This window comes from Pontibacter mangrovi, assembly GCF_006385705.1.
In the GTDB taxonomy this organism is placed as follows: Bacteria; Bacteroidota; Bacteroidia; order Cytophagales; family Hymenobacteraceae; genus Pontibacter; species Pontibacter mangrovi.
The window spans coordinates 141,091-162,593 of sequence record NZ_VFRQ01000001.1; the positions used below are offsets into that span (position 1 = coordinate 141,091).

General features: G+C 52.7%; 18 protein-coding genes. 9 read left to right on the forward strand and 9 right to left on the reverse strand.

The features are described 5' to 3' along the window. Window positions 1-37: 37 nt before the first annotated feature. A complete protein-coding gene (locus FJM65_RS00630; RefSeq protein WP_140618310.1) occupies window positions 38-736 on the reverse strand; it encodes an ABC transporter ATP-binding protein in 699 nt (232 codons plus the stop codon). 144 nt (window positions 737-880) lie between these two features. Between FJM65_RS00630 and FJM65_RS00635 the strand changes: the two genes are divergently transcribed. From FJM65_RS00635 to FJM65_RS00650, 4 genes are all read left to right on the forward strand, one after another. Next, window positions 881-1,603, forward strand: a complete 723-nt coding sequence (locus tag FJM65_RS00635; protein WP_140619459.1) for an arylesterase — start codon at window positions 881-883, stop codon at window positions 1,601-1,603. Between the two features lie 410 nt (window positions 1,604-2,013). Then, complete coding sequence (locus FJM65_RS00640; RefSeq protein ID WP_140618312.1) at window positions 2,014-2,547, forward strand: RNA polymerase sigma factor; 534 nt, start codon at window positions 2,014-2,016, stop codon at window positions 2,545-2,547. Between the two features lie 15 nt (window positions 2,548-2,562). Further along, window positions 2,563-3,477 (forward strand): hypothetical protein, encoded by a 915-nt coding sequence (locus FJM65_RS00645; protein WP_140618314.1) that lies wholly within the window; start codon window positions 2,563-2,565, stop codon window positions 3,475-3,477. A 10-nt stretch (window positions 3,478-3,487) separates the two neighbouring features. Next, window positions 3,488-4,621: an outer membrane beta-barrel protein gene (locus FJM65_RS00650; protein WP_140618316.1), complete on the forward strand. Its 1,134-nt coding sequence runs from the start codon at window positions 3,488-3,490 to the stop codon at window positions 4,619-4,621. A 64-nt stretch (window positions 4,622-4,685) separates the two neighbouring features. On the opposite strand, the gene FJM65_RS00655 is transcribed toward FJM65_RS00650, so the two are convergent. Beyond that, window positions 4,686-5,432, reverse strand: coding sequence for a TrmH family RNA methyltransferase (locus tag FJM65_RS00655; protein ID WP_140618318.1), 747 nt, complete (start codon window positions 5,430-5,432; stop codon window positions 4,686-4,688). 14 nt (window positions 5,433-5,446) lie between these two features. Here FJM65_RS00655 and tamL point away from each other — a divergent pair, with 14 nt between their 5' ends. Beyond that, window positions 5,447-7,888, forward strand: a complete 2,442-nt coding sequence (gene tamL, locus FJM65_RS00660) for a translocation and assembly module lipoprotein TamL (RefSeq protein WP_140618320.1) — start codon at window positions 5,447-5,449, stop codon at window positions 7,886-7,888. A gap of 218 nt (window positions 7,889-8,106) precedes the next feature. On the opposite strand, the gene FJM65_RS00665 is transcribed toward tamL, so the two are convergent. Then, complete coding sequence (locus FJM65_RS00665) at window positions 8,107-10,185, reverse strand: alpha-ketoacid dehydrogenase subunit alpha/beta (protein ID WP_140618322.1); 2,079 nt, start codon at window positions 10,183-10,185, stop codon at window positions 8,107-8,109. A gap of 305 nt (window positions 10,186-10,490) precedes the next feature. Between FJM65_RS00665 and hemF the strand changes: the two genes are divergently transcribed. From hemF to FJM65_RS00685, 4 genes are read left to right on the forward strand one after another with little or no spacing between them, the layout of a single operon-like run. After that, window positions 10,491-11,393 carry an oxygen-dependent coproporphyrinogen oxidase gene (hemF, locus tag FJM65_RS00670; protein ID WP_140618324.1) on the forward strand — a complete coding sequence of 301 codons (903 nt, stop codon included), beginning with the start codon at window positions 10,491-10,493 and terminating at the stop codon, window positions 11,391-11,393. Beyond that, entirely contained in the window at window positions 11,393-11,968 is a 576-nt protein-coding gene (locus FJM65_RS00675) for a phosphatase PAP2 family protein (RefSeq protein WP_140618326.1), read from the forward strand. Before hemF ends, FJM65_RS00675 begins: the two co-directional genes overlap by 1 nt. Before the next feature lie 47 nt (window positions 11,969-12,015). Next, complete coding sequence (locus FJM65_RS00680; RefSeq protein ID WP_239022776.1) at window positions 12,016-14,391, forward strand: TonB-dependent receptor; 2,376 nt, start codon at window positions 12,016-12,018, stop codon at window positions 14,389-14,391. Window position 14,392: 1 nt separating this feature from the next. Beyond that, window positions 14,393-15,331, forward strand: coding sequence for a DUF4249 domain-containing protein (locus FJM65_RS00685; protein ID WP_140618329.1), 939 nt, complete (start codon window positions 14,393-14,395; stop codon window positions 15,329-15,331). 1 nt (window position 15,332) lies between these two features. Here the strand turns inward: FJM65_RS00685 and FJM65_RS00690 are convergent, their stop codons facing one another. The 6 genes from FJM65_RS00690 to FJM65_RS00715 form a co-directional block, all read right to left on the reverse strand. After that, a complete protein-coding gene (locus tag FJM65_RS00690; RefSeq protein ID WP_140618331.1) occupies window positions 15,333-16,157 on the reverse strand; it encodes an ion transporter in 825 nt (274 codons plus the stop codon). Between the two features lie 106 nt (window positions 16,158-16,263). After that, the gene (locus FJM65_RS00695; protein WP_140618334.1) at window positions 16,264-17,658 is read right to left on the reverse strand and encodes a TIGR00341 family protein; all 1,395 of its coding nucleotides are present in this window, start codon (window positions 17,656-17,658) and stop codon (window positions 16,264-16,266) included. 51 nt (window positions 17,659-17,709) lie between these two features. Then, window positions 17,710-19,050: a DUF2254 domain-containing protein gene (locus FJM65_RS00700; protein ID WP_140618337.1), complete on the reverse strand. Its 1,341-nt coding sequence runs from the start codon at window positions 19,048-19,050 to the stop codon at window positions 17,710-17,712. A gap of 232 nt (window positions 19,051-19,282) precedes the next feature. After that, a complete protein-coding gene (locus FJM65_RS00705; protein ID WP_140618339.1) occupies window positions 19,283-20,194 on the reverse strand; it encodes a universal stress protein in 912 nt (303 codons plus the stop codon). Between the two features lie 82 nt (window positions 20,195-20,276). Continuing rightward, window positions 20,277-21,008, reverse strand: a complete 732-nt coding sequence (locus tag FJM65_RS00710) for a sulfite exporter TauE/SafE family protein (protein ID WP_140618341.1) — start codon at window positions 21,006-21,008, stop codon at window positions 20,277-20,279. 6 nt (window positions 21,009-21,014) lie between these two features. Further along, window positions 21,015-21,479, reverse strand: a complete 465-nt coding sequence (locus tag FJM65_RS00715) for a FixH family protein (protein ID WP_140618343.1) — start codon at window positions 21,477-21,479, stop codon at window positions 21,015-21,017. Between the last annotated feature and the right edge of the window lie 24 nt (window positions 21,480-21,503).

The following is a 21,503-nucleotide window of genomic DNA, read 5'->3' on the forward strand; positions in this document are numbered from 1 at the left end:
CTTCTGGAGCTAATTAATCAATATTAGAGATTAACCACTAATCGTTCGCCATAAAGGCCGTAAGCTGATCCGAAACCACCGTGCCGCCTTTGATGCGGATGATGCGGTCAGTTTTGGCGGCCAGCTCCAGGTCGTGGGTAACGAGAACTAGCGTGGTGCCCGCTTCCCGGTTCAGGTCGAAAAGTAGCTTCTCCACCCGCTCCCCGGTTTCTTCGTCCAAGTTGCCGGTTGGTTCGTCCGCAAAGAGTATGGCTGGTTTGTTAGAAAAGGCTCTGGCCAGCGACACCCGCTGCTGCTCTCCTCCCGACAATTGCGTAGGATAGTGGTCAGCCCGCTCGGCAAGCCCTACCCGCGCCAGCAGCTCCATGGCTTGTTGCTGCACATTTCGCTCTCCCCTTAGCTCCATTGGCACCATCACGTTTTCAAGGGCAGTAAGCGTGGGTATCAGCTGGAAGTTTTGGAAGATAAAGCCTACGTACTGGTTTCGCACCTGCGCCCGGGCATCCTCCGACAGCTCGTCGAGTTTGATCCCGTTAAGTATAACAGAGCCCGAGGAAGCACGGTCTAACCCCGCGCAAAGCCCCAGCAAGGTAGTTTTACCGCTGCCTGAGGGCCCCACTATGGCGCACATGTCGCCGGCATCCAACGAAAAATTTATACCTTGCAGCACTGTCAGGTGACGGTCGCCGCTGTCGTAATCTTTTTTAAGGTTTATGATGTCTAGTATGGAAGGCACGGTTGAAGTATAAGTTTAAGATTGAAAGTATAAATTCAGGTTCTGCAGGACAGTTTTAAAGTCTTCAGTCTAAAAACAAAATAACTCTTTCGGTACGTTATATGTTTAGCTTAGGCTAAGTATAAAAGTAGCAAAAATTACATGATGACGATAAAAAATCACCTTTTAACCCTAACGCTGGCCGCCCTGACAGCCCTTACGGCTTGCAGCGATGCATCTACAAATGAACAGCTTTCCCAGGAACAGCAGGCTTCGGCACCTGCCGAAAGCGGTAAAAAAGAGGCGACAGTAGCCAGAACAAAGACAATCCTGTTCTTTGGTAACAGCCTGACGGCGGGCTACGGACTGGATGATCCTGCCCAGGCTTTCCCGGGCCTGATACAAGAGCGCCTGGACTCACTTGACCTGCCTTACAAAGCCATTAATGCCGGACTGAGCGGCGAGACAACTGCCGGCGGTAAAAACCGGGTGGATTGGCTTCTGAAAAAGCAGCCGGTAGATGTCTTTGTGTTGGAGCTTGGGGCAAACGATGGCTTACGCGGCATACCTACCGCGGAAACTTACCAGAACCTGGGCATCATCATCGACAAGGTTCGGAAAAGCAACCCTGATGTCAACATTATCTTAACGGGCATGCAGGTGCCGCCAAGTATGGGGCAGCAATATGCACAGGAGTTTAAGGATGTCTTTACCCGGGTGGCTTCCGAAAAAGATGTGCAACTGGTGCCTTTCCTGCTGGAAGGCGTTGGCGGGGAGCCGGACCTCAACCAAAAAGACGGCATCCACCCAACTGAGGAAGGGCAAAAGATACTGGCTGAGAACGTATGGCAAGTGCTGGGGCCAATCCTGCTTGAAGAGGAAGTGTAGTTTTTTTTTGCACCTACCGTAACCTTCTTCCACCAGTCCCGTTAGTATGTATGGCTAAAAGTTGAAAATTTGATTTTCAAAAACACGAAGCGGCTTCTCAGAAATGGGGAGCCGCTTCTGTTTTTTCACCAATACTTTTCCCCTCTCTTTTCTCTATTAACTAGCGCCCTGTAGCCATACTTCCCGTCAAAATAATCCCGTAGACGCCATAAATTTAACTTTACCGCTTTCTTTTTGAGTTGATACCGAGTGTTTTATAGTAGACGCATTGTGAACGTGAAAAAAAAGATGAAAATTTAGACATCCTCAGGCAACCACTCCACGGGTACCTTGCATCTAAGGGGTAAAGAGCAAACGCTGCTCCTCATTTGAAACGGAAGAAAATCGTATAGATCAAACTTTTACAGCGCGTGACAGAAGCAGAACTGATAGCAGGATGCCAGAAGGCAGACGGGAAGGCGCAGAAGCACCTGTATGAGCGCTTTGCCTCGCAGATGTACGGCGTATGTCTGCGCTATCTTAAGAACCAGATGGACGCGGAAGAGGCGCTGCTGAACGGGTTTATGAAGATCTATCAGCACATAGACCGTTTTGAGGGGAAAGGCAGCTTTGAAGGCTGGGTTCGTCGGATTATGGTGAACGAGGCACTGGCTTTTTTGCGCAAGAAAGAGCCGCTGCACCTGGCCATTGAAGACACCTACACGCAGGTAGCCAGCCCCACCGGTGCCGACCACGATATGGCGGAAGGTGAGCTGCTGGAACTGCTCCGGACATTACCCGCAGGCTACAGGGCGGTTTTTAACCTGTACGCTATAGAAGGATACGCACATAAGGAAATAGCCGATATGCTCGGAATTACCGAGGGAACCTCCAAGTCTCAGTTAAGCAAGGCACGCACCATGCTGCAGCGGAGGCTGGAAGGCTTAGAGGCTGTGGCCAGTTAAACGAAGGAGGATACAATGAAACCCGAAGACATAGACAAACTATTTAAGGAGCGCCTGGGCAACACCGCCCCCACGCCTCCGGCAGATCTTTGGAGCCGCCTGCAGGAGCGTATGGAGGCTGAGCAGGAGAAGCCGCTGGTTATACTTACACCTGAGGCGGAGCAGAAGAAAGAAGGAAAGCAGCGGTACATGTGGGTGTACTCCTCGGTGGCCGCTACCCTGTCGCTCCTTTTAGCTGTCGGCGTGGTGTTCTACAACATCAAGTCCGGTACACCTGAGATCAATGAAACCATCACCAAGTATGATGTAAAGCTGCCGGAGAGCCGGCCAGACGCAGCGCCTATACTTGTACCAGAGCCGGAAGCAGGCACGCCTGAAAGTATGATGGCGCAAACGGAACCGGCTGAAGAAAATTCATCAGAACAAGAAAAAAAATCTGAACTACAGGCAACCGAAGCAACCAACCCTGCATCTAACCTAACAAAGACGCCAACAAAACAGCAAGCCGTAGCAATGGCAACAACAAAGCCTAAAGCTACACAGCAGTCCGGTAATGCAAAGGCTACTGTAAAAGAGGCGACTATGGAAGATGCGCAGACGGCCATCGCATCTAACACAAACCCAGCGACTACTGCGAAGGAGGCGGCACCTGTTTCTGCGTCAGCAGCCCTGGCCAGTGCCAACCTGAACGCTGAGCCAGTGGAGATCATCATCAAGCGCGGCGTAGCTTCTAGTTTAACGGAGCCTGCAGGCGATGAAGCGCCCACCGGCGGCAGAAAGAAGGCACTTGCCAAGAACATCTTTAAGCAGGTGAAAAACCTTGCCACGGGGGAAAGTGTGGAACTGGAGGAACTGGGCATCCGCGCCGACCGGCTCGCGCTGGAAACGCAGATCGGCAAACAGAAAATCTCTAAAGTGATCAATCTCTAAACACAAAAACATGAAACGGATTCTACTACTCGTAATGGCCATTTTCATGGCCGCCGCTACCGGTGTGTCTGCCAAGGGCGGTAACACCCTGAAAGAAAGACTAAACGGTACCGAACAAGACACCATTGTGGTGAAAATGGCGAATGGCGCCACCATGATCCTGCACCTGGAGAACATCCAGCAGCTGCAGGCCTTCCAGAACTACAGCCTCGACTCGCTGATGCGGGAGCTGAACAAGTATGTGAAGCGCGTGGACCAAATGGAAGGCTCCAACCCGGAGTCGAAGGAAATGACGGTAACATTTAACAAGTCGGAGGCGCAGGATGGCAAGGCTGAGCATGTAACCGTAACGGTGCAGGAGCAGGACCCACAGACCGGCGAAGTGCGCAAGGAGACCCACGAGGTGGTGATCAACAAAAAGTTTAAGATTAAAGTAGATGTGGAGGAAGACGGCGATAACACCCACGTAAACGTTGACTTCCCGGACCGCAGCACACAAGACACTGCCGAGGAAACAGCCCACGAAGAAGTATACAAGGCTACCCGCACAGGCTTTGACGTGGACCTAGGCTTCAACACCTTTACAGAGCAGGGGCAAAATACGGCAGACCTTAAGCCGTGGGGCTCTCGGTACGTGAGCCTGAACTTCCGCCTCAAGTCTCAGATTGGCGGCCAAAAAAGCCCTTTCCACCTGGTGTCTGGCCTGGAGTTCGCCTTCAACAACTATATGTTTGAGGACAACATTATCGTGCAGGACATCGACAACATGACCTACTTTACGGTCGATCCGGAGCGAAACTATGAAAAGTCTAAGCTAACCCACTCCTCTGTTAACCTGCCGCTGATGGCAAGCCTGGAGTTTAAGCGCGACAATGGTAAGGATGGCTTCAGCATCGGTGCCGGCCCCTTCATCGGCTACCGCCTGGGCAGCCACTTAAAACTAAAATATGAGGAAGAGGGTAAAACACAGAAAGACAAAATACGTGATAGCTTCAACCTCAACGACTTCCAGTACGGTGTGGAGGGTGTGATAGGATATGGCGGCGTAGACCTCTTTGCAAAGTATAACATGAACAACCTGTTTAAAAATAACCGCGGCCCGGAAGAGAATGTGCTGAGCTTTGGTTTCAGGTTGCTCTACTAAAGTATAAATGTGATTGTTTAAAGTGAGAGTAAAGGAGGAGTCGAACAACGACTCCTTTTTTCTTTTACCCGTTTCGCCGGAAATTGTCGATAATGATGGCAGTGGCAGTGGCTACGTTTAAGGACTCCGCTTTGCCAAAAGCCGGTATTTTGATGAGCCGGTTTACCTGGTGGGCCACTTCGGGCCGTATACCGTTCGCCTCGTTGCCAAGCACCACTATGCCCTCCGGCTTCAGCTGCATTCGGTGCAGGTTCTCGCCGTTTAGCGCCGCGCCGTAAATTTTATACTTATCGGTGTGCTGCTGCAGCCACGCGGGCAGGTTGAGGTAGTAGACGTTCACCCTTGTAAAAGAGCCCATGGTAGCGGAAATGACCTTCGGGTTGTAGAAATCGGCACAATTTTCTGAGCAGACCACCTGCTGTATGCCATACCAGTCGGCGATGCGGATGATGGTGCCCAGGTTGCCGGGGTCGCGGATATCATCCAGGGCAATTACCAGCTCTGAGGGGCTAACGTGCAGGGGCGGCAGCTGCCGCATGTGTGCTACGGCCAGGGCGGCGTTATTGCTGGAGAAGGTGCCGGCCTTTACCAGTTCCTCCTCTGTTACCACCTCATATTTAAAACCTTTGGCCAGTATGGCTGTATGTTCTCGCAGGAAGTCTTGGGTAACGAACAGGTGCTGTACCTCAAAGTCAGACTGCAGTAGCTCCAGCACACTTTTCGCTCCCTCCACCACAAAGGCTTGGTGTTGGTTGCGGTATTTTTTTACTTGCAACGATTTAATATACTTTACTACTGCTTTAGACAACATAGCTGGTTACACGTTTGAGATCACGATTATACATAGCCGCCCTGAGTTTTGCAATGCTGGGCCTCCACGCCTGCATCCCGACCAAGAACCTGGGGGAAAACGAGCGGCTGCTTGTCAGTATGGAGCCAACCGGCCTGAAGTCGGTGGATCCTGCTGCCATTCAGGAACTTTACCAGCAACAGCCCAACCGCATGGTGCTTGGGTCTACGCCATACCTGGCACTCTACAATTTCGGCAAAAAGTTTTACGACCCGCAGAAAATCCGCCAAAGGATGGAGAAGCAGGAGAACCGGATGGACCGCAAAATAGAAGAGGCCGGCACCGATACCGTAAAGATAAACAAGCTGCGCGACAAATTTAACGGGCGCATAGACAGGCTGAAGAACAAGTTGCAGGAAGGGAACTTTGTGATGCAGCTGGGCGAGCCGCCCGCCATCTACGACTCCCTGCGCATGCAGGAGACCATGGACCAGATTGAGATCTACCTTAACTCCAAAGGCTACTTCAACAACAATCTAAGCTATACCAAAGATGTTAAGCAGGAGAAGCTGGTTTACATAGATATCAATATCGAGGAGAACCAGCCATACGTCTACTCCGAACTTAGCTACGATATAAAAGACCCGCGCATTCTGCGGATTGTGGAGCGCAGCCAAAACCGGTCGCTGCTGCAGACAGGCGAGCGCTACGATGAGGAGCAGCTGACGCAGGAGCGCGACCGCCTCTATGAAATGCTGCGCAACCGGGGCTACTATGATTTTGCTAGAGCGTATATTGAGTTTGAGGTAGACACCAGTTTTGCCGAAAACACAGCCCGCGTAAAAACCATTGTGCAGAGCCCCGAGCAGGACTCGACGCATAAAGTTTACACCATCAAAAATGTATACTTTAAAACGGATGCAGACCGCTTCGGCATTCCGCGCGATACGCTGGAGTATAACGGCATTAAGTACATTGCTTACGAGCATAAGTACTCTTCTAAGATACTGGATAAGAAGGTGGACATTTACCCGGGCCAGCGATACAGCCAACTGCGCACCCTCACCACACAGCGCAAACTGGCCGACCTAGACGCGTTTCAGTTTAATAACGTGTTCTATACCAAAGTGCAGGCCCCAACCGACTCAAGCTATGAGTTGAACGCGCTGGTGAATGCCCTGCCCGCCAAAAAATTTCAGGAAACAGCTGAGTTAGGTATGAATTTTACGGAGAAAAAGCCGGGCCCGTTCTCCAGCCTGAACCTGCGTGTGCGAAACGTTTTTGGCGGAGCCGAGAACCTGGATTTCGGCGTGCGAGGCGGTATTGAGTACCAGGCCAGCCTTTCAGACCCGGACCAGGCTGTGTTGATTCGGGAGTTTGGTCTAAATTCCTCGCTTTCGTTCCCGGTTATACTTTTGCCGTTTACGAGAAAGAACCTGCTGGCCGACTTCAGCCCGCGCACGCGCTTTTATACCGGCTATAACAGCGAAGACCGCCAGGAGTATGTCCGTTCCACTTACGAGCTGGGGCTTGATTACATTTGGCAACGCGCGCGCAGCTCGCTGCAGCCGCCCGTAATGCAGTTCATCTTCTCCCCTGTCAATTTCAACATCGTGCAGGGCGATATCAAGGACATCGGATTCCGGAGCAGGCTGGAGAACAACAGCTCTGGCAGCCGCTCCCTGTTGGGCAGTTTCGATGACGGTATTATTTCGTTCATTGGCTTCAACTTTATCTACAACACCAATGATTTCACGCAAACCCGTAATGCAAGGTTCTTCAGGACGCTGGTGGAGTTGGGAGGGCTTACGAAGGAGCTTGGCCTGAACCTGAACGTAAACAACCTGCGCACCTACCAGTACGGGCGCATCAACCCAGATTACCGCCGCTATATCCCTTTGGGCAACAAACGCTATTTTGTATACCGCATCAACGGAGGCGTGGCCTCTCCCATGTTCAGCGGCCAAACGCTGCCCTACGACAAGTTTTTCTTTGCCGGGGGCGCCTCCAGCGTCAGGGCATGGCAGTCGCGGCGCCTGGGGCTGGGTTCGTATGCCGCCCTCACGGTGAAAGAGGACACAGAAGGCAATAAAGTGATTGTGCGCGACTATGACATAGAGCAGCCTGGCGAGGTGCTGCTGGAGGCAAATATGGAGTACCGCTTTAACATGTTCAGCTTTATAAACGGAGCTCTTTTTGTGGATGCCGGCAACGTGTGGCTGCTCAACCCGGATGCCAACCGTCCAGGGGCAGATTTCAGGTTTAACCGCTTTTACAAAGAGCTGGCCGTAGGTACTGGTTTCGGCCTCCGCTTCGATCTGTCGGTGCTCATTCTGCGCTTTGATTTTGCCACCAAAGTATATGATCCGGCACAGTGGAAGAACGAGCGTTTCGTGCTGCCAAACTTTAACCTGGGCGGCTTTTTTACCACCAACAACCAAAGCACCCTGCAGATTGGTATCGGTTATCCTTTCTAAATCAGGATTTACAGGTTGTCCAAAAGAACATAGGCAAACCTGTTTGCCTGCATCCTGAACCCACCCCTAGCCCCTCCAGGGAGGGGAATTTCTTAGTAGTTGCTGAAATCCTTCTAAGCATTTTTAACTGATGTAGGATTTACTTCGATTTCAGGCAAAACGAAAAGCCCCGCCTTTTACCGGCAGGGCTTTCCATTTTATACTTGCTTAACTAAACCTTAGTAGTTCAGCAGCTCTTCTATTTTAGCGGCTACTTTCTCAGCGTTTGGCAGCATCATCTTCTCCAGCTCCACGTTCAGCGGAATGGCAGGCAGGTTGGCGGCTCCTAAGGTATAAATGGGGGCATCCAGCTTCTGAAAGCAGTCTCTCGACAATCGCCCAGCCAGAGACTCGGCAAAGGAGTTCATCAGGGGTTCCTCCGTCAGCACCAGTGCTTTGCCGTGGCGCTCTACCGAAGCCTTCACTGTTTCATAGTCCAGCGGGTTGAGGGTGCGCAGGTCCACGATTTCTATACTTCCCGGAAACTGCTTAGAGGCTGTTTTAGCCCAGTATACGCCCATGCCATAAGTAATGACGGTCAGGCTGTTGCCCATGCGCATTTCCTGTTCATTAGCCTGCTGCACCACGTTTGCCTTGCCCAGCGGCAGGATATAGTTCTCATCCGGCTCCACGGTTTTGGCATCCTCGGTGCCCGGCACTTTTGACCAGTAAATGCCCTTATGCTCCAGCATCACCACCGGGTTCGGGTCCAGGAAGGCAGCTTTCATCAGGCCTTTCATATCGGCAGCGTTGCTAGGAAACACGACTTTTATTCCGCGGATGTTGAGCAGCGTGGACTCTATACTTCCGGAGTGGTATGGGCCGCCGCCGCCGTAAGCACCGATCGGCACTCGGATAACAGACTGAATCGGGAATTTGCCGTTGCTCAGATAGCAGCTCTTCGATAGCTCTTCTACCAGCTGGTTAATGCCGGGCCAGATATAATCGGCGAACTGAATCTCTACAATAGCTTTGGCGCCCACCGCCGACATACCGGCCGTTGACCCCACAATATAGGCTTCCTGAATCGGAGTATTAAACACACGGGCATCACCATACTTTTTAGCAAGCAAGGCAGCCTCCCTGAACACGCCGCCCAACTCTCCGCCCACATCCTGGCCGTAAAATAGTGCCTCTGGATAGGTTTTGAGGATGTCATCCACAGCGTGCAGGGCGGCATCCACCATAATCGCTTTCTCTGCGCCTTGCGGGCTGCGCTCCCCTTTCTCTTCTGTTACCGGCGTCGGAGCAAACTCATGCGTATCGAAAGAGGCTGGGTCGGGGTTGGGTGCCTTTAAGGCCCGCTCATAGTCTGCGGCTACCGTGTTCATCGCTTCCTGCTCCAGCAGCTTTATGTCCTCCACCGGCACACCTGACTCGAGCAGCACCTCGCGCAGCTTCGGAATCGGGTCGTCTATGCTGTGCTGCTGCAGGTTATCGCCCCGGTACCATTCCCGGCGCACGCCGGAAGTATGGTGGCCCAGCAGCGGTACCTTGGCATGCACCAGTATCGGGCGGCGCACTTTGCGCACATACTCTATCGCTACGCGCATCCCTTCGTAGGAAGATTCAAAATCAGAGCCGTTCACCCGCAGGCGCTCCATCCCTTTAAAGCCAGCCGCAAACTCAAAGGCGTCCATGGCGCGCATCTCCTTGCCGGTAGCCGAAATCCCCCAGTCATTGTCCTGTATCAGGTAGATGATCGGCAGCCCCTTCAGCACTGCCATCTGAAAAGCCTCGGCCACCTCGCCTTCGGTCACAGAGCCGTCACCCAAAGAGCACAACACGATAGGTTTCTCCTCCCCTTTCAGCAGCCCCTGCCCTTCCAGGTAGGCCAGTCCGTGGGCCATGCCTGTTGCCGGTATGGCCTGCATGCCGGTTGCCGAGCTCTGGTGCGGTATAGTGGGAAAGCCTTCGCGCTTCAGTGATGGGTGCCCGTAGTAGGTGCGTCCTCCTGAGAAGGGGTCATCAGCCTTGGCCATGAGCTGCAGCATGAGCTCGTAGGGCTGCAGGCCCATGCCCAGCAGCATAGAGTCGTCGCGGTAGTAGAGCGAGGCGTAATCGTAGGGCTGTAGCTGCAGGGCGGCAGCCAGTTGTATGGCTTCGTGGCCGCGCGAGGTGCTGTGCACATACTTGCTGCAGATCGCCTTGTTTTCTTCGTAGGTATCTGCCATGGTTTTGGCAGTTATCATCAGTCGGTAAGCCTTTTTTAGTAATTCCAGATCTAGTTTTGTGGCTTCCAGGGTTTCGTGTGACATAGGTTGCATTAAGGTTTGCCCGAAGTTACAAATTTTCAGGTTTTAAGTAAAGTGACAAATGGGTTCGGTAGAGCCGCCAGAATTAGGTAATTTTGCAGGAAAGTATCGATACGCTGAATAGTATACATGAGATACTTGATAAAGGAAACACAACAAGCGCTGCGCGACAGAAGGCTCCGAAGATTGGTAAATTGCTTGCTGCGGTTGCATTGATCGTAATGCAATAACCTCTCTGTTAATGTTGTATCCATAATCACTAAGTATAATTTCTAGCTTCTTACATCTATCATCTATCATCTAGTATAATGTTCAGAGAAAAAGTTGAGGCGTTTATGCGCCAGTTCCAGGCAGATCTTTGCCATGCCCTTGAAACATGCGACGGCGGCGCCACTTTCAGTTCAGAAGTATGGCAGCACGAAGGCGGCGGCGGGGGTATTACCCGTGTGATTGAGAACGGCCAGGTACTGGAAAAAGGCGGCGTCAACTTCTCTGCCGTAACCGGCGAGTTGTCGCCGCAGTTTTTGAAGGCCCTGCAGATGCCAGACCCACGCTATTTTGCCACCGGCGTATCGGTGGTGATGCACCCGCACAGCCCGATGGTGCCCATCGCACACATGAACGTGCGCTACTTTGAGGCGGGCAACGGGCAGGCCTGGTTCGGCGGCGGCATCGATATGACGCCCATTTACGTGGACGTGAAACAGGCGCGGGAGTTTCATGAGCAGATGAAGGCCGTATGTGATAAGCACCACCCCAGCTATTACCCGGAGTTTAAGAAATGGGCCGACGATTATTTTTACAACGAGCACCGCGACGAGACGCGCGGCGTGGGCGGCATTTTCTTCGACAGGCTGATGGCAACAGAGGAGATAAGTATGGAAGAGCGCCTGGCTTTTGTACATGATGTGGCCTATGCGTTCATCCCGTTTTATACGTCTGTCATCAACCAGAACCGCAACCTGCCCTATGGGGAGCGCGAGAAGCAGTGGCAGCTCATCCGCCGCGGCCGCTATGTGGAATTTAACCTGGTATATGACCGTGGCACCAAGTTTGGGCTGCTGACCAAAGGCAGAATCGAATCTATCCTCATGAGTTTGCCGACGCATGCTTCCTGGGTGTATAATTTCACGCCGGAGCCAAGAAGCGCTGAGGAGCAGACGCTCAGCTATCTGAAAAAAGACATCGACTGGGTAAACGAAGGCAGGTAATGGTAGAGGCGCTGGAGCAGCTGGATAAAGAAGTTTTCGTTTACCTGAACGACCTGCACAGTCCTTTCTGGGACGCTGTGATGGTGTTCGTGTCGGAGAAGCTGGTGTGGATACCGTTTTACCTGGGCCTGGTCGGCTACCTGGTGTGGCGCTACCGCAGGCAAAGCATCCTGATGATCCTGCTGGTTGTGCTGGCGATCGGCCTCTCCGATTTTATCGCTTCCGGACTCATGAAGCCATACTTTATGCGCCTCCGCCCCTGTCATGACCCAACGCTTTCAGGGATCGTCAACATTGTGGAGGGCTGCGGCGGCAGGTACGGGTTTATCTCGTCGCATGCGGCCAATACCTTTGCCCTGGCTGTTTTCTTTAACCTCATCCTCTCCGACCGCTACTTTATTTTTAAGGTGGTATTGGTGGCTTGGGCGGTAGTGGTTACCTACAGCCGCATTTACCTGGGTGTGCATTTTCCGGCGGATGTGCTGCTGGGTGCCTTGTTGGGCGCCCTTATGGCCTTTCTTTGCTCCATGCTATACTTCAGGCTGCTGCAGAAGTACCCCTACTTTAGCCGCTAAACCTTTGCCTTTGCTGCCTGTTGCTTTGCAAAACAAGAGCAACCAATTTGCGAATCTCAAAGCATACTTTTTTACTTCTGGCAGGCCTGCTGTGCCTGCTTTTTCCGGCTACGGCACAATCTGTTTTCAAAATAGGCGGTTTGGTGCTGGATGCGCAAACCGGTGAGCCGCTGGCCGGCGCTGCCGTGGCGCTGAAAGAGCGGCCAGCGGCAGGAGCAGTTTCGGAGGCTACGGGCAGTTTTAGCTTTGCTGCTCCTGAAGGCATGTATACGCTTGTGGTTAAGTTTATTGGCTATCAGCAGCAAGAGCTCCCGCTGCAGCTCAATCAGTCAGTAGACTTACGAATAAAGCTGGTGCCCACCGCGTACCAGGTGCAGGAGGTGGAGGTGACTGCCGCCCGCAAACCACCCCTCACCGAAACGGCTGCCATGGGAGAACTAGAGTTGCCGCTCGAGACGATCAAATCCTTGCCGGTGCTGTTTGGGGAAGTCGACATCCTGAAAACCGTGCAGCTGATGCCGGGGGTAAAGTCGGCTGGTGAGGGCGGCACGGGCTTTTACGTGCGGGGCGGCGGCGCAGACCAGAACCTGGTGCTGCTCGACAAGGCCACTGTGTACAACCCCGGCCACCTGTTCAACTTCTTCTCGGTGTTCAACAGCGACGCCATCGATGAAACCACGCTCATCAAAGGCAGCATGCCGGCCCGTTACGGCGGGCGCCTTTCCTCCGTGCTCGACATCGGCATGAAAACCGGCGACTACAATGACTTTCAGGTGGATGGCGGCGTGGGGCTGATCTCTTCGCGGGTGTCGGTACAGGGGCCGTTGGCGCGGGATAAGGCTTCTTTTATACTTTCGGGGCGGCGCACCTATGCCGACGTGCTCATGAACCCCTTCCTAAAGAACACAGATCAGGGCGGCGTGCCTTACTATTTCTACGACCTCAACGGCAAACTCAGTTTTATACTTTCCGGCAAAGACAAACTGTACCTGAGTGGCTACTATGGCCGCGATGTGGGGGCGCTCACGTTGTCGGATGGCCGCTTCGACGCTGATTTTTTCTGGGGCAACACCAGCGCTACCGCCCGCTGGCACCATACCTTTAGCGATAAACTGCAGCTGGATGTGTCGGGGGTGCTGAGTAAGTATGACTTTGAGTTTAGCTGGGACTTTGGCGGCTTTAACACAGTTGCACAAACGGGCGTGCAGGATTATAGCGCCAACATTGACTTTAACTATCAGGCAAGTGCGCGGCATCAGCTGCGGTATGGCGTGCAGTATACATACCACAAGCTTCGACCCCGCTCCGGTGAGGCCGAGGGAGCAGGCGGGCAGGTGTTCTCCACAGAGCGGCTCCGCAACAAGTATGGCCACGAGTATGCGTTTTATGTTTCAGATGATTTTTACATCACTGATAAATTGCTTCTTAGCGCGGGCCTTCGGAACAGTTACTTTACGCAAGTCGGGCCCTTTACCCGCTACCAGTTTAACGATAGGATGATAGCCACTGACTCTGCCAGCTATGGCCGGGGCGAACAGGTGAAAACCTATCAGGCGCTGGAGCCGCGGGTGTCTGCCAAGTATGAGCTTAGCCCAGGTTCTTCTGTAAAAGCCGCTTTTACGCGGTCTGCCCAGTACCTGCACCTGGTTTCGAATGCTTATACCACGCTGCCGCTGGATGTGTGGGTGCCAAGCTCAGCGCTGGTGGAGCCGCAGTATGCCACGCAGTATGCGCTGGGCTACTTTAGAAGTATAAAGCAAAACCAGTACGAAGGCTCGGTGGAAGTATACTATAAAAAGATGAAAAACCAACTGGAGTACCGCGAGGGCTTTGCGCCCGGCCCCAGCAACCGCGACCTGGAGTATGAGTTTGTGAGCGGCTGCGGCAAGTCTTACGGCATAGAGCTTTTCCTGCGCAAGAACTACGGCAACCTGCAGGGCTGGCTGGGCTACACGCTCTCCCGCACCACGCGCACGTTTCCAGCGTTAAACAACGGGGCACCCTTCCCGGCCCGCTACGACCGCCGCCACGACCTGTCGTTGGTGGCGACCTATAAGTATAACGAGCGCTGGACCTTGGGCGGCACGTTTGTGTACGGCACCGGCGAGGCCACCACCCAGCCGGTGCGTCGTTATTTTCTGGAGGGCACCGTGAACTACCAGTACGGCGAGCGCAACAGCTTCCGGATGCAGCCCACCCACCGCCTCGACCTGGCCGCTACACTGGAAGGGAAAAAATGGAAGAACATCGAAAACAGCTGGACCTTCTCGCTCTACAACGTGTATGGCCGCCGGAATCCCTACTTATACTACATCGATAACGAAGGAAGCGCCTTTGGCGACAGCGTAAAGCTGCAGGCCAAAAAGGTATCGATCGTGCCATTTCCGTTGCCTTCTGTTACCTTAAACTTTAGCTGGAAATAGTATGCCGAAGCTGAAATTTATACTTATCACTTTGTGCGGCTTGTTGTTTTTTAGCTGCGAGGAAGACATAACGATTGAGGTGCCGCCCGGGGAAGAGCAGCTGGTGGTGGAAGGGCACATAGAGCCCGGTGCGCCTCCTATCGTGGTGCTGACCCGCACGGTGCCGGTTTTCTCTGAGATTTCTGCAGCGGCGCTGTCAGGCGCTTTCGTGCACGAGGCGCAGGTTACGGTGTCTGTGGACGAGAAAAGCTATACTTTAAAAGAATATCCTGTAGGTGCTCTAAATGATAACGTTAAGCAAGCGCTGGCGATGCAGTTTGGAGTGCAGCCTGTCGCAGGAGCCGCGTCGGGCAATGTAGATTTCTTCGTTTATACGTCGGATGAACTCTTGGGTGAAACAGGGAAAAGCTATACGCTGCGTGTGCTGCACGAGGGGCGCGAGCTTAGCGCCGTTACTACCATTCCGCAGTATAACCCGCTCGACTCGCTATGGGTGGTGCCGCACCCCGACCCGGCACAGGATAGCCTGGTAAGCCTCTACTACCGCTATGCCGACCCTGATACACTGGGCAACAGCATCCGCTACTTTACCAAGCGAAACAGCGAGCCTTTTTACCCGGGCCTGTTGCTGTCCGTGTTGTCGGATGAGCTAGTGAACGGCGCCACGATCGATTACCCGCTGGACCGCGGGGAGCCAAAGGGGCAGGAAGAGGTGGATCAGGATCTGTACAGCTACTTTGGCATCGGCGACACGGTAACGGTGCGCTGGGCGGCCATCGATATAGCGCACTATCGCTTTTGGTATACCTTGGAGAATGAGCAGAACAACAACGGCAGCCCCATCTCCTCGCCTAACATCACGCAATCCAACATAAAAGGCGGGCTGGGCATTTGGGGAGGCTACGCGCCTACCTATCATACCATCGTTATAGGCCGGTAATCTAGTCTACCGTGTACTCAAACGCATAGCCGCAGTTGTAGCAGAAGTGGGCCCCTACCGGGTGCCCTTCCTGGTGGCAGTTGGGGCAAACACGCGTAGGCACCATCTTTTTGTCAGATTTAGACATCTCCACCGTTACAATGCCGGTAGGCACGGCTATGATGCCATAGCCCATGATCATCACAAAGCTAGCCAGTATCTGCCCTAAGGCTGTTTGCGGAGCAATATCACCATAGCCAACCGTGGTGAGTGTGACGATGGTCCAGTAAATGCTGGTGGGTATGCTGGTAAAGCCGCTGGCGGTGCCTTCTATCACATACATGGCCGAGCCGATAATAACCACTAACAGGATGACGGTGCCTAAGAAAACAGTTATTTTCGCAAAGCTCGCTTTTAGCGCGTTGGAGAGTACCTGCCCTTCGTTTATAAACTGCGTGAGTTTAAAGATTCGGGCAATACGCAGCAAACGCAGCACACGCACCACCAACAAATACTGCGACCCAAGTATAAACAAACTCAAGTACGAAGGAATGATCGATAGCAGGTCTACGAGGCCAAAAAACGAGAAAATATACTTTAGCGGCTTTGGTGAGCTATAGATGCGTAATAGGTACTCGATGGTGAAAAGTATGGTAAAGCCCCACTCCAGGCCCAAGAAAAGGTGCAGGTGTTCCCGGCGCAAGGTTACCACGCTCTCCAAAGACACCACCGTAACACTGGCCGTGATAAAGAAGAGCAGTAGCACGTCAAACAGCTTGCCCGCAGGCGTTTCAGCCTCAAAAATGATAGTGTACAGCTGCTGTTTGAGTGTTTTTTCTTTCGCCATGCCCGGTCTACGGTATACTTATTTCAACTATACGTTGGTTTAAATGTGTTGCTGTATTTGTTTATTATCCAAAGCTGCAAGGTAATGTTACTTTGATCACAGAGGATTAGAAGGTAGAGATCACCTGCACAGAGTCGCGGTTTAGTTTGTAGCTGAGATAGCCCCTGATGCGGTTCTCGTACTCCTGCACCTGCTCGGGCTTCATTTTCTGGGGCACAGGCTGCTCCTTCTGCGAAGGCTTTTTTTCTGGCTCCGGTTGCCGCCAGTCCAGCATTACCAGCATCACGGTATCAGGCTTGCCCACGTTGGCTGTGTTCACCATCTCCCCCAACTGCACCTTCCTGATCTCCGGGAACAGCATTTTCAAGTCCTTGGCAGCTGTTCCGTTAAGCTCCAGCTCTTGCTTGCGCTGCAGGCTGTCGGTGTGCTGCTCCTGCATTTTCTGCAGCTCCAGCGTTTTCAGAAAGTCCTGCGTCAGGTTGTTGGTGATGTCGTAGGCGATCTGCTGCACCTCCTCCGGCGACACGTCCAACTGCACGAGCTTGACTCTATACTTGCTCAGTTGATTAGCTGCCAGAATTTTATCGTAATGCTGCACCAGCTGCTCGTCTACCTGTTTGCCAACGCTGTAGATCTTGATGTACTGCAAGGAATCGCCGGGCTGCACTTCCCACTTGATGATCTCGTTGTTGCGGCGGGTAAAGTCGGAGATCACCAGTTGCTCTATCTGTTTCTTGGTCTGTATGCCGCTGTAGATGTTGTACAGAAAGTAGATGCTAGGCAGCACCACAATTACCAGCATCACCACCATGGCCTGCGCTACACGCTTTTGCTTTGCCTGGTCTACATACTCTTTCGGGCTGAAGTGCAGGTATTTCACGATCATGTAGGTGGCCAGGCTGATGAAGACCGCGTTGATGAAGAACAGGTAAAAGCCTCCGAAAAAGAAGTCGTAGCGGCCCACGGCAAGCCCATAGCCTGCCGTGCATAGCGGCGGCATCAAAGCAGTAGCGATGGCTACCCCTGGAATGGCGTTTGATTTGTCGGAGCGGGAAATGGAGACAATGCCTGCCACGCCTCCGAAAAAGGCCACCATCACATCCAGCAATGTGGGCGTGGTGCGGGCCAGAAGCTCGTTGGTTGGCTCGCCAAGCGGCGTAATGCTAAAGTAAAAGGCGCTTACCAGCAGGCCTGCCGCTGCCGCCACAGCCAGGTTCTTCAGCGAGGCAATGAGCATTTCACGGTCGTTTATACCCACTGCAAGGCCCACACCCAGTATCGGCGACATGAGCGGCGAAATTAACATGGCCCCGATAATAACGGCACCGGAGCTGGTGTCGAGGCCGATAGAAGCCAGCATGGCCGAGCATATCAGCATCCAGGTGTTGTTCCCCCGGATCGGGATCTTGTCGTTTATTTCCCGGATGGTGCCAGCCTCATCGGTTTCATGCTGAATGTTGAGGACATTGCCCAGCAGCTTTTTTAGGGACTGTAAAAGCATACTTCTTGAAATGATTGGCTACAAAAATAGCCAAATAAATGAAAGTGCCTACTACGCTACTGCCAGCGGCGGAAGCGGCTTGCTGAACGCCTTCATCTTGTTTATATGCAGCAGTACCTGGTTTATCCGCTGGCGGTCGCCCGGGTTTGGGATGTTCTCATCAGCAGTCTGGAGCAGGAAAATTGCCTCATCGTACAGCACTGGTTTCAGGTGCGGGTATGGTTGTACTTTGTAGAGCAGGCTCTGCAACAGCGACAGCAGCTTCAGCATAATGGTGCTGTCCTGTTTGCCATACAAGCGGATAGGGCTCAGGCACATGCTGTACAACTCCTTAAAAGTATCGTGTCGGAACCTGATCCGCGCCGCGCCGTCTGCATCCAGGAGCAATTTTTCGTCGGATAGTTGCATGCGCAGCGCAAACAGTGCCGTAAGGTAGTCAATGGCTTTGATGGCTGTTCCAGGATCGTTTATACCGGGGCTTAAGGCTTTTACTGCGCTTTCTGTGATGTGCTTAAACCCGAAGATATAGTTGATCGAGGGCCGCTCTTCCAGGTAAAAGCTCACGTAACTGAAGAGCCTACTCCTAAACTCCTCCATCTCGGGCACTTCTTTATTGATATAAGCAAACGGCACGCCCTCTACCAGAAAGGCGCCCAAAGGGTAGTTGAAATCCAGCACCAGGTCCTTGTCTGCCATCAGGCTCACCACCGCATCTTCGTCCAGGCTCTGCAGATAGCCTGTGCGCGGACTCATTAGGGGCACCCATCCTTCCCGGTGCTCGAATATATTTGGGGTAGGCGTATTCTTTTGCCGGTCTACTTCATACTCCAGTTGCTTTTCTGTTACCCTGTAAATGTCCTGCAGGATGTTTTCGATCTGGATAGACTGAGAGATGGAATGAATGAAATAGACAAAGAAGCCAAGGCTGGCAATGGCAAAGCACATCGACAAAAAAATGGCAAACCCCGGCAGCGCCACGCTGTAAAAGTCGGAGCGGATGTTTACCATGATAACCAAGGTATAAATCACCGTGCCCAGGTAAAGGCCCGTTACGCTTTGGTTAGCCTTGTAAGTAATCAGACCGGGTATAACGCGGGGCGAGAAGTTTGAACTTGCCTGGTTTAGCACCAGCATCACCATGGTAAAGCTAAACACCATCAGCGAGATGATGCCGGTGGCGATGGTGCTCAGTATCAGCCGGGCCGTATCGCCGTTGTTGATGATCATAAACGGCATCTGGTCGCGGAGAAACTGGCTTAGCCCGGTGGTCTCGAGGTATAGCACTACAAAGGCAAGCACAAAAAAGCCGGCGGAGATGAGTGTGGGCAGAAAACCGATACTGCTGATGATGTACTGGTAGAGAAATTTTAACTTGCTTAGGATCTTGCTCATGTGTTATTTAAGCGCCGGAGAAGTATGATTCGGGCTACTTGCACATACTCCTAGCGGTGGCAGCGGGTTCTAAACAAATAAGCCGCCCCTATTACGGGTGCGGCTCATCAGCAGAAAAAGTATACTTTGTTTGGCAGCATTTGCCACGATGCCTTTTTTTATCCTTTCGCTATTATAGTTTGTTTAGCAATTGCTTGGAAGTTTATACTTAAAGCTATACTTGTATTTACACTTATGCAATGATCTTCAATGAATCCGCGGTTTGCACTTCTGGTTTTTTGCCGGTACACGTGGCGCAGCAACCTGAGCAGGGTTTGCGTTTAAGCTGCCTAAAGACGAGCAGCGGGATTTGCGTGTGATAGGCCATTGTTTTTAGGTAGGCGCTGCCCAGCAGCCGTTGCGGCAGGTAACTGTCCTGGGTGGCTAGTACCAGCATGTCTGCTCCCGCCTCTTCAGCATAGTCGCTTATGCCTTCCAGCACATCCTCTTCCTCCATTAGCGTGCAGCTAACGCGGCTGCTGTTGAGCAACTTCTCCACGCCGCGCATGGCTTGGTTCATAGCGCTGAGCTGTTGGGTGTCTGCTTCGGTATACACCTGCACCAGGTCCAGTCGGGCGCCGGTTTGCTCCGAGAACTTTTTAATGCGGTTGAGCACCTGGGGGTCGGTGTCGGTAAAATCGGTGCCAAAGACAAGGTGCTTTACCTCTCGGTATGCAGCCCCTTTCGGAATCACCATCACAGGAACCTCTACTGCTTCCATCACAACGGCGGCTTGGTTTGGCTCTGGCAGGTCTGTTGTAGTACCTGAATTAGCCTGCATCAGCACCAAATCTGCAGCATAGTCCTGCACGACTGCTTTTATCGCCTCAGCTAAGCTTTCAGGCCGTACCACGCAGTCAAACTTAACGGAATCTCCGCCTGCCTTGCCTGCATGCGCCAACTGGCGCTCGCCTAATGTTCTCAGTGCCTGTATGGCGCGGCTCTGCATCGTGAAGGTAAGTTCCCGGGTGCCGGTGCAGTGCAGCAGAAGCAGGTCGGCCTCTAATGCATTGGCCAAACGACCGGCATAACTTAGGATTGAGGTACTATTAGCATCAAGCTGTAGGGGCACTAAAATACGGTTTACAAGAGAAGGCTTTTTCATACTATGATCAGTTTCTGAGGTAAAGGTACTGCCTTGCTCAGCGGGAAAAACTGCGTAGGATCATCTTCAAAAGTGACTTTTGTTAGTTTTTAGCGGCCTGTGCCGGATTGGTGCAGCAGGTGATTTCTGTGGTATGCTCGGCAGTATGCATTATGCGGGGGCTAAGGTATGGGATGCCCAGGTTCAGGCCACGCAGGATAAAAAGCGTGGCCAACGCCATGCCCACGTATGGCACCAGCCGGTTAAAGGTGCTGCGGAGCTTTAGGCTGATGAACTTACCAGACAGAGAGACCAGGAACATCAGCGGGAAAGTGCCTAGCCCGAAGAGAAACATGTAAAGCGCTGCCCCTCCGATGCCTGGCGCGCTAATGGCGCCTGCCAGTGCAATATACACAAAGCCACAGGGTAACAGTCCGTTTAAAGCTCCCACCAGGAAAAGCGCACCTAGGTTTTCGCGGCCAAACAAGGCTTTTAACTTTGTTCGGACCCACGCTACGGCCTTATCGGTGCCAAGTATACTTCCTGCCTTGCCTTTTAGGGTAGCCGGCGCAACCAGCAGGAAAAGAATGAGCAACCCGGAAAGTATGGAGACAAACTGCTGTAGCCCTGCCATCTGCAACGATTTGCCGAAGGTTCCTGCCAAAGCGCCCAGTGCGGCGTAGGTAACCAATCGCCCCCCATTGTACAGGAGCCGGCCGGCATAAAAACGCCAGCCGTTGCTCCTGCCAAATGGTAAGGCCATAGCAATCGGGCCGCACATCCCGACACAATGGAAACTGCCTAGCAAGCCAAATAAGAATCCTGCCCAGATCATGGTCTGCTACTCTATGGTTAGTGCCTTCTCGGCGTAAAAGGTCTCGTTGTTGGCGCTAAAGTTCACGCGAACTTTCCAGCGGCCCGGCTGCAGCGTATCCGCCTGGATCAGCTGGCTTAGGTCGCGACCGGGCTGCAGGGGCATCTTAAAGTCAAGGGCATCGTCAGAAGGGCGGAAAAACTCGATTTGCCCGTAAATTTTCTGATCCTTATACCCTTCCGGAAGCTGCAGCAGTATAGTCTTGCCTTCCTGGTTGTAAGTTATGCCCACCTCGCCCACGGCAATGGTACGCCCAAGCTTGTTGATGTGGTCCTGGTAGGCTATCTCTTGTGCATAGTAGTCTTTGCTTACCAGATCCACGTCCTGGTTCATGGCCTTCACCACGAAAAAGATGATGTAGCCCGCAAACAGCACAATGGCTGCAATGATAGCGTAAGGCCACAAGGTAAATGTTTTGTTTTCGGTTGACATGGTGCGTTTTAGATAAGGTTGTTG

Bases quoted from the DNA above. Each gene is read 5' to 3' on its own strand.
- FJM65_RS00635 (WP_140619459.1), top strand. From the start codon at position 881: ATGACGATAAAAAATCACCTTTTAACCCTAACGCTGGCCGCCCTGACA.
- FJM65_RS00645 (WP_140618314.1), top strand. From the start codon at position 2,563: ATGAAACCCGAAGACATAGACAAACTATTTAAGGAGCGCCTGGGCAAC.
- FJM65_RS00650 (WP_140618316.1), top strand. From the start codon at position 3,488: ATGAAACGGATTCTACTACTCGTAATGGCCATTTTCATGGCCGCCGCT.
- FJM65_RS00655 (WP_140618318.1), bottom strand. From the start codon at position 5,432: ATGTTGTCTAAAGCAGTAGTAAAGTATATTAAATCGTTGCAAGTAAAA.
- FJM65_RS00665 (WP_140618322.1), bottom strand. From the start codon at position 10,185: ATGTCACACGAAACCCTGGAAGCCACAAAACTAGATCTGGAATTACTA.
- hemF (WP_140618324.1), top strand. From the start codon at position 10,491: ATGTTCAGAGAAAAAGTTGAGGCGTTTATGCGCCAGTTCCAGGCAGAT.
- FJM65_RS00675 (WP_140618326.1), top strand. From the start codon at position 11,393: ATGGTAGAGGCGCTGGAGCAGCTGGATAAAGAAGTTTTCGTTTACCTG.
- FJM65_RS00685 (WP_140618329.1), top strand. From the start codon at position 14,393: ATGCCGAAGCTGAAATTTATACTTATCACTTTGTGCGGCTTGTTGTTT.
- FJM65_RS00690 (WP_140618331.1), bottom strand. From the start codon at position 16,157: ATGGCGAAAGAAAAAACACTCAAACAGCAGCTGTACACTATCATTTTT.
- FJM65_RS00695 (WP_140618334.1), bottom strand. From the start codon at position 17,658: ATGCTTTTACAGTCCCTAAAAAAGCTGCTGGGCAATGTCCTCAACATT.
- FJM65_RS00700 (WP_140618337.1), bottom strand. From the start codon at position 19,050: ATGAGCAAGATCCTAAGCAAGTTAAAATTTCTCTACCAGTACATCATC.
- FJM65_RS00705 (WP_140618339.1), bottom strand. From the start codon at position 20,194: ATGAAAAAGCCTTCTCTTGTAAACCGTATTTTAGTGCCCCTACAGCTT.
- FJM65_RS00710 (WP_140618341.1), bottom strand. From the start codon at position 21,008: ATGATCTGGGCAGGATTCTTATTTGGCTTGCTAGGCAGTTTCCATTGT.
- FJM65_RS00715 (WP_140618343.1), bottom strand. From the start codon at position 21,479: ATGTCAACCGAAAACAAAACATTTACCTTGTGGCCTTACGCTATCATT.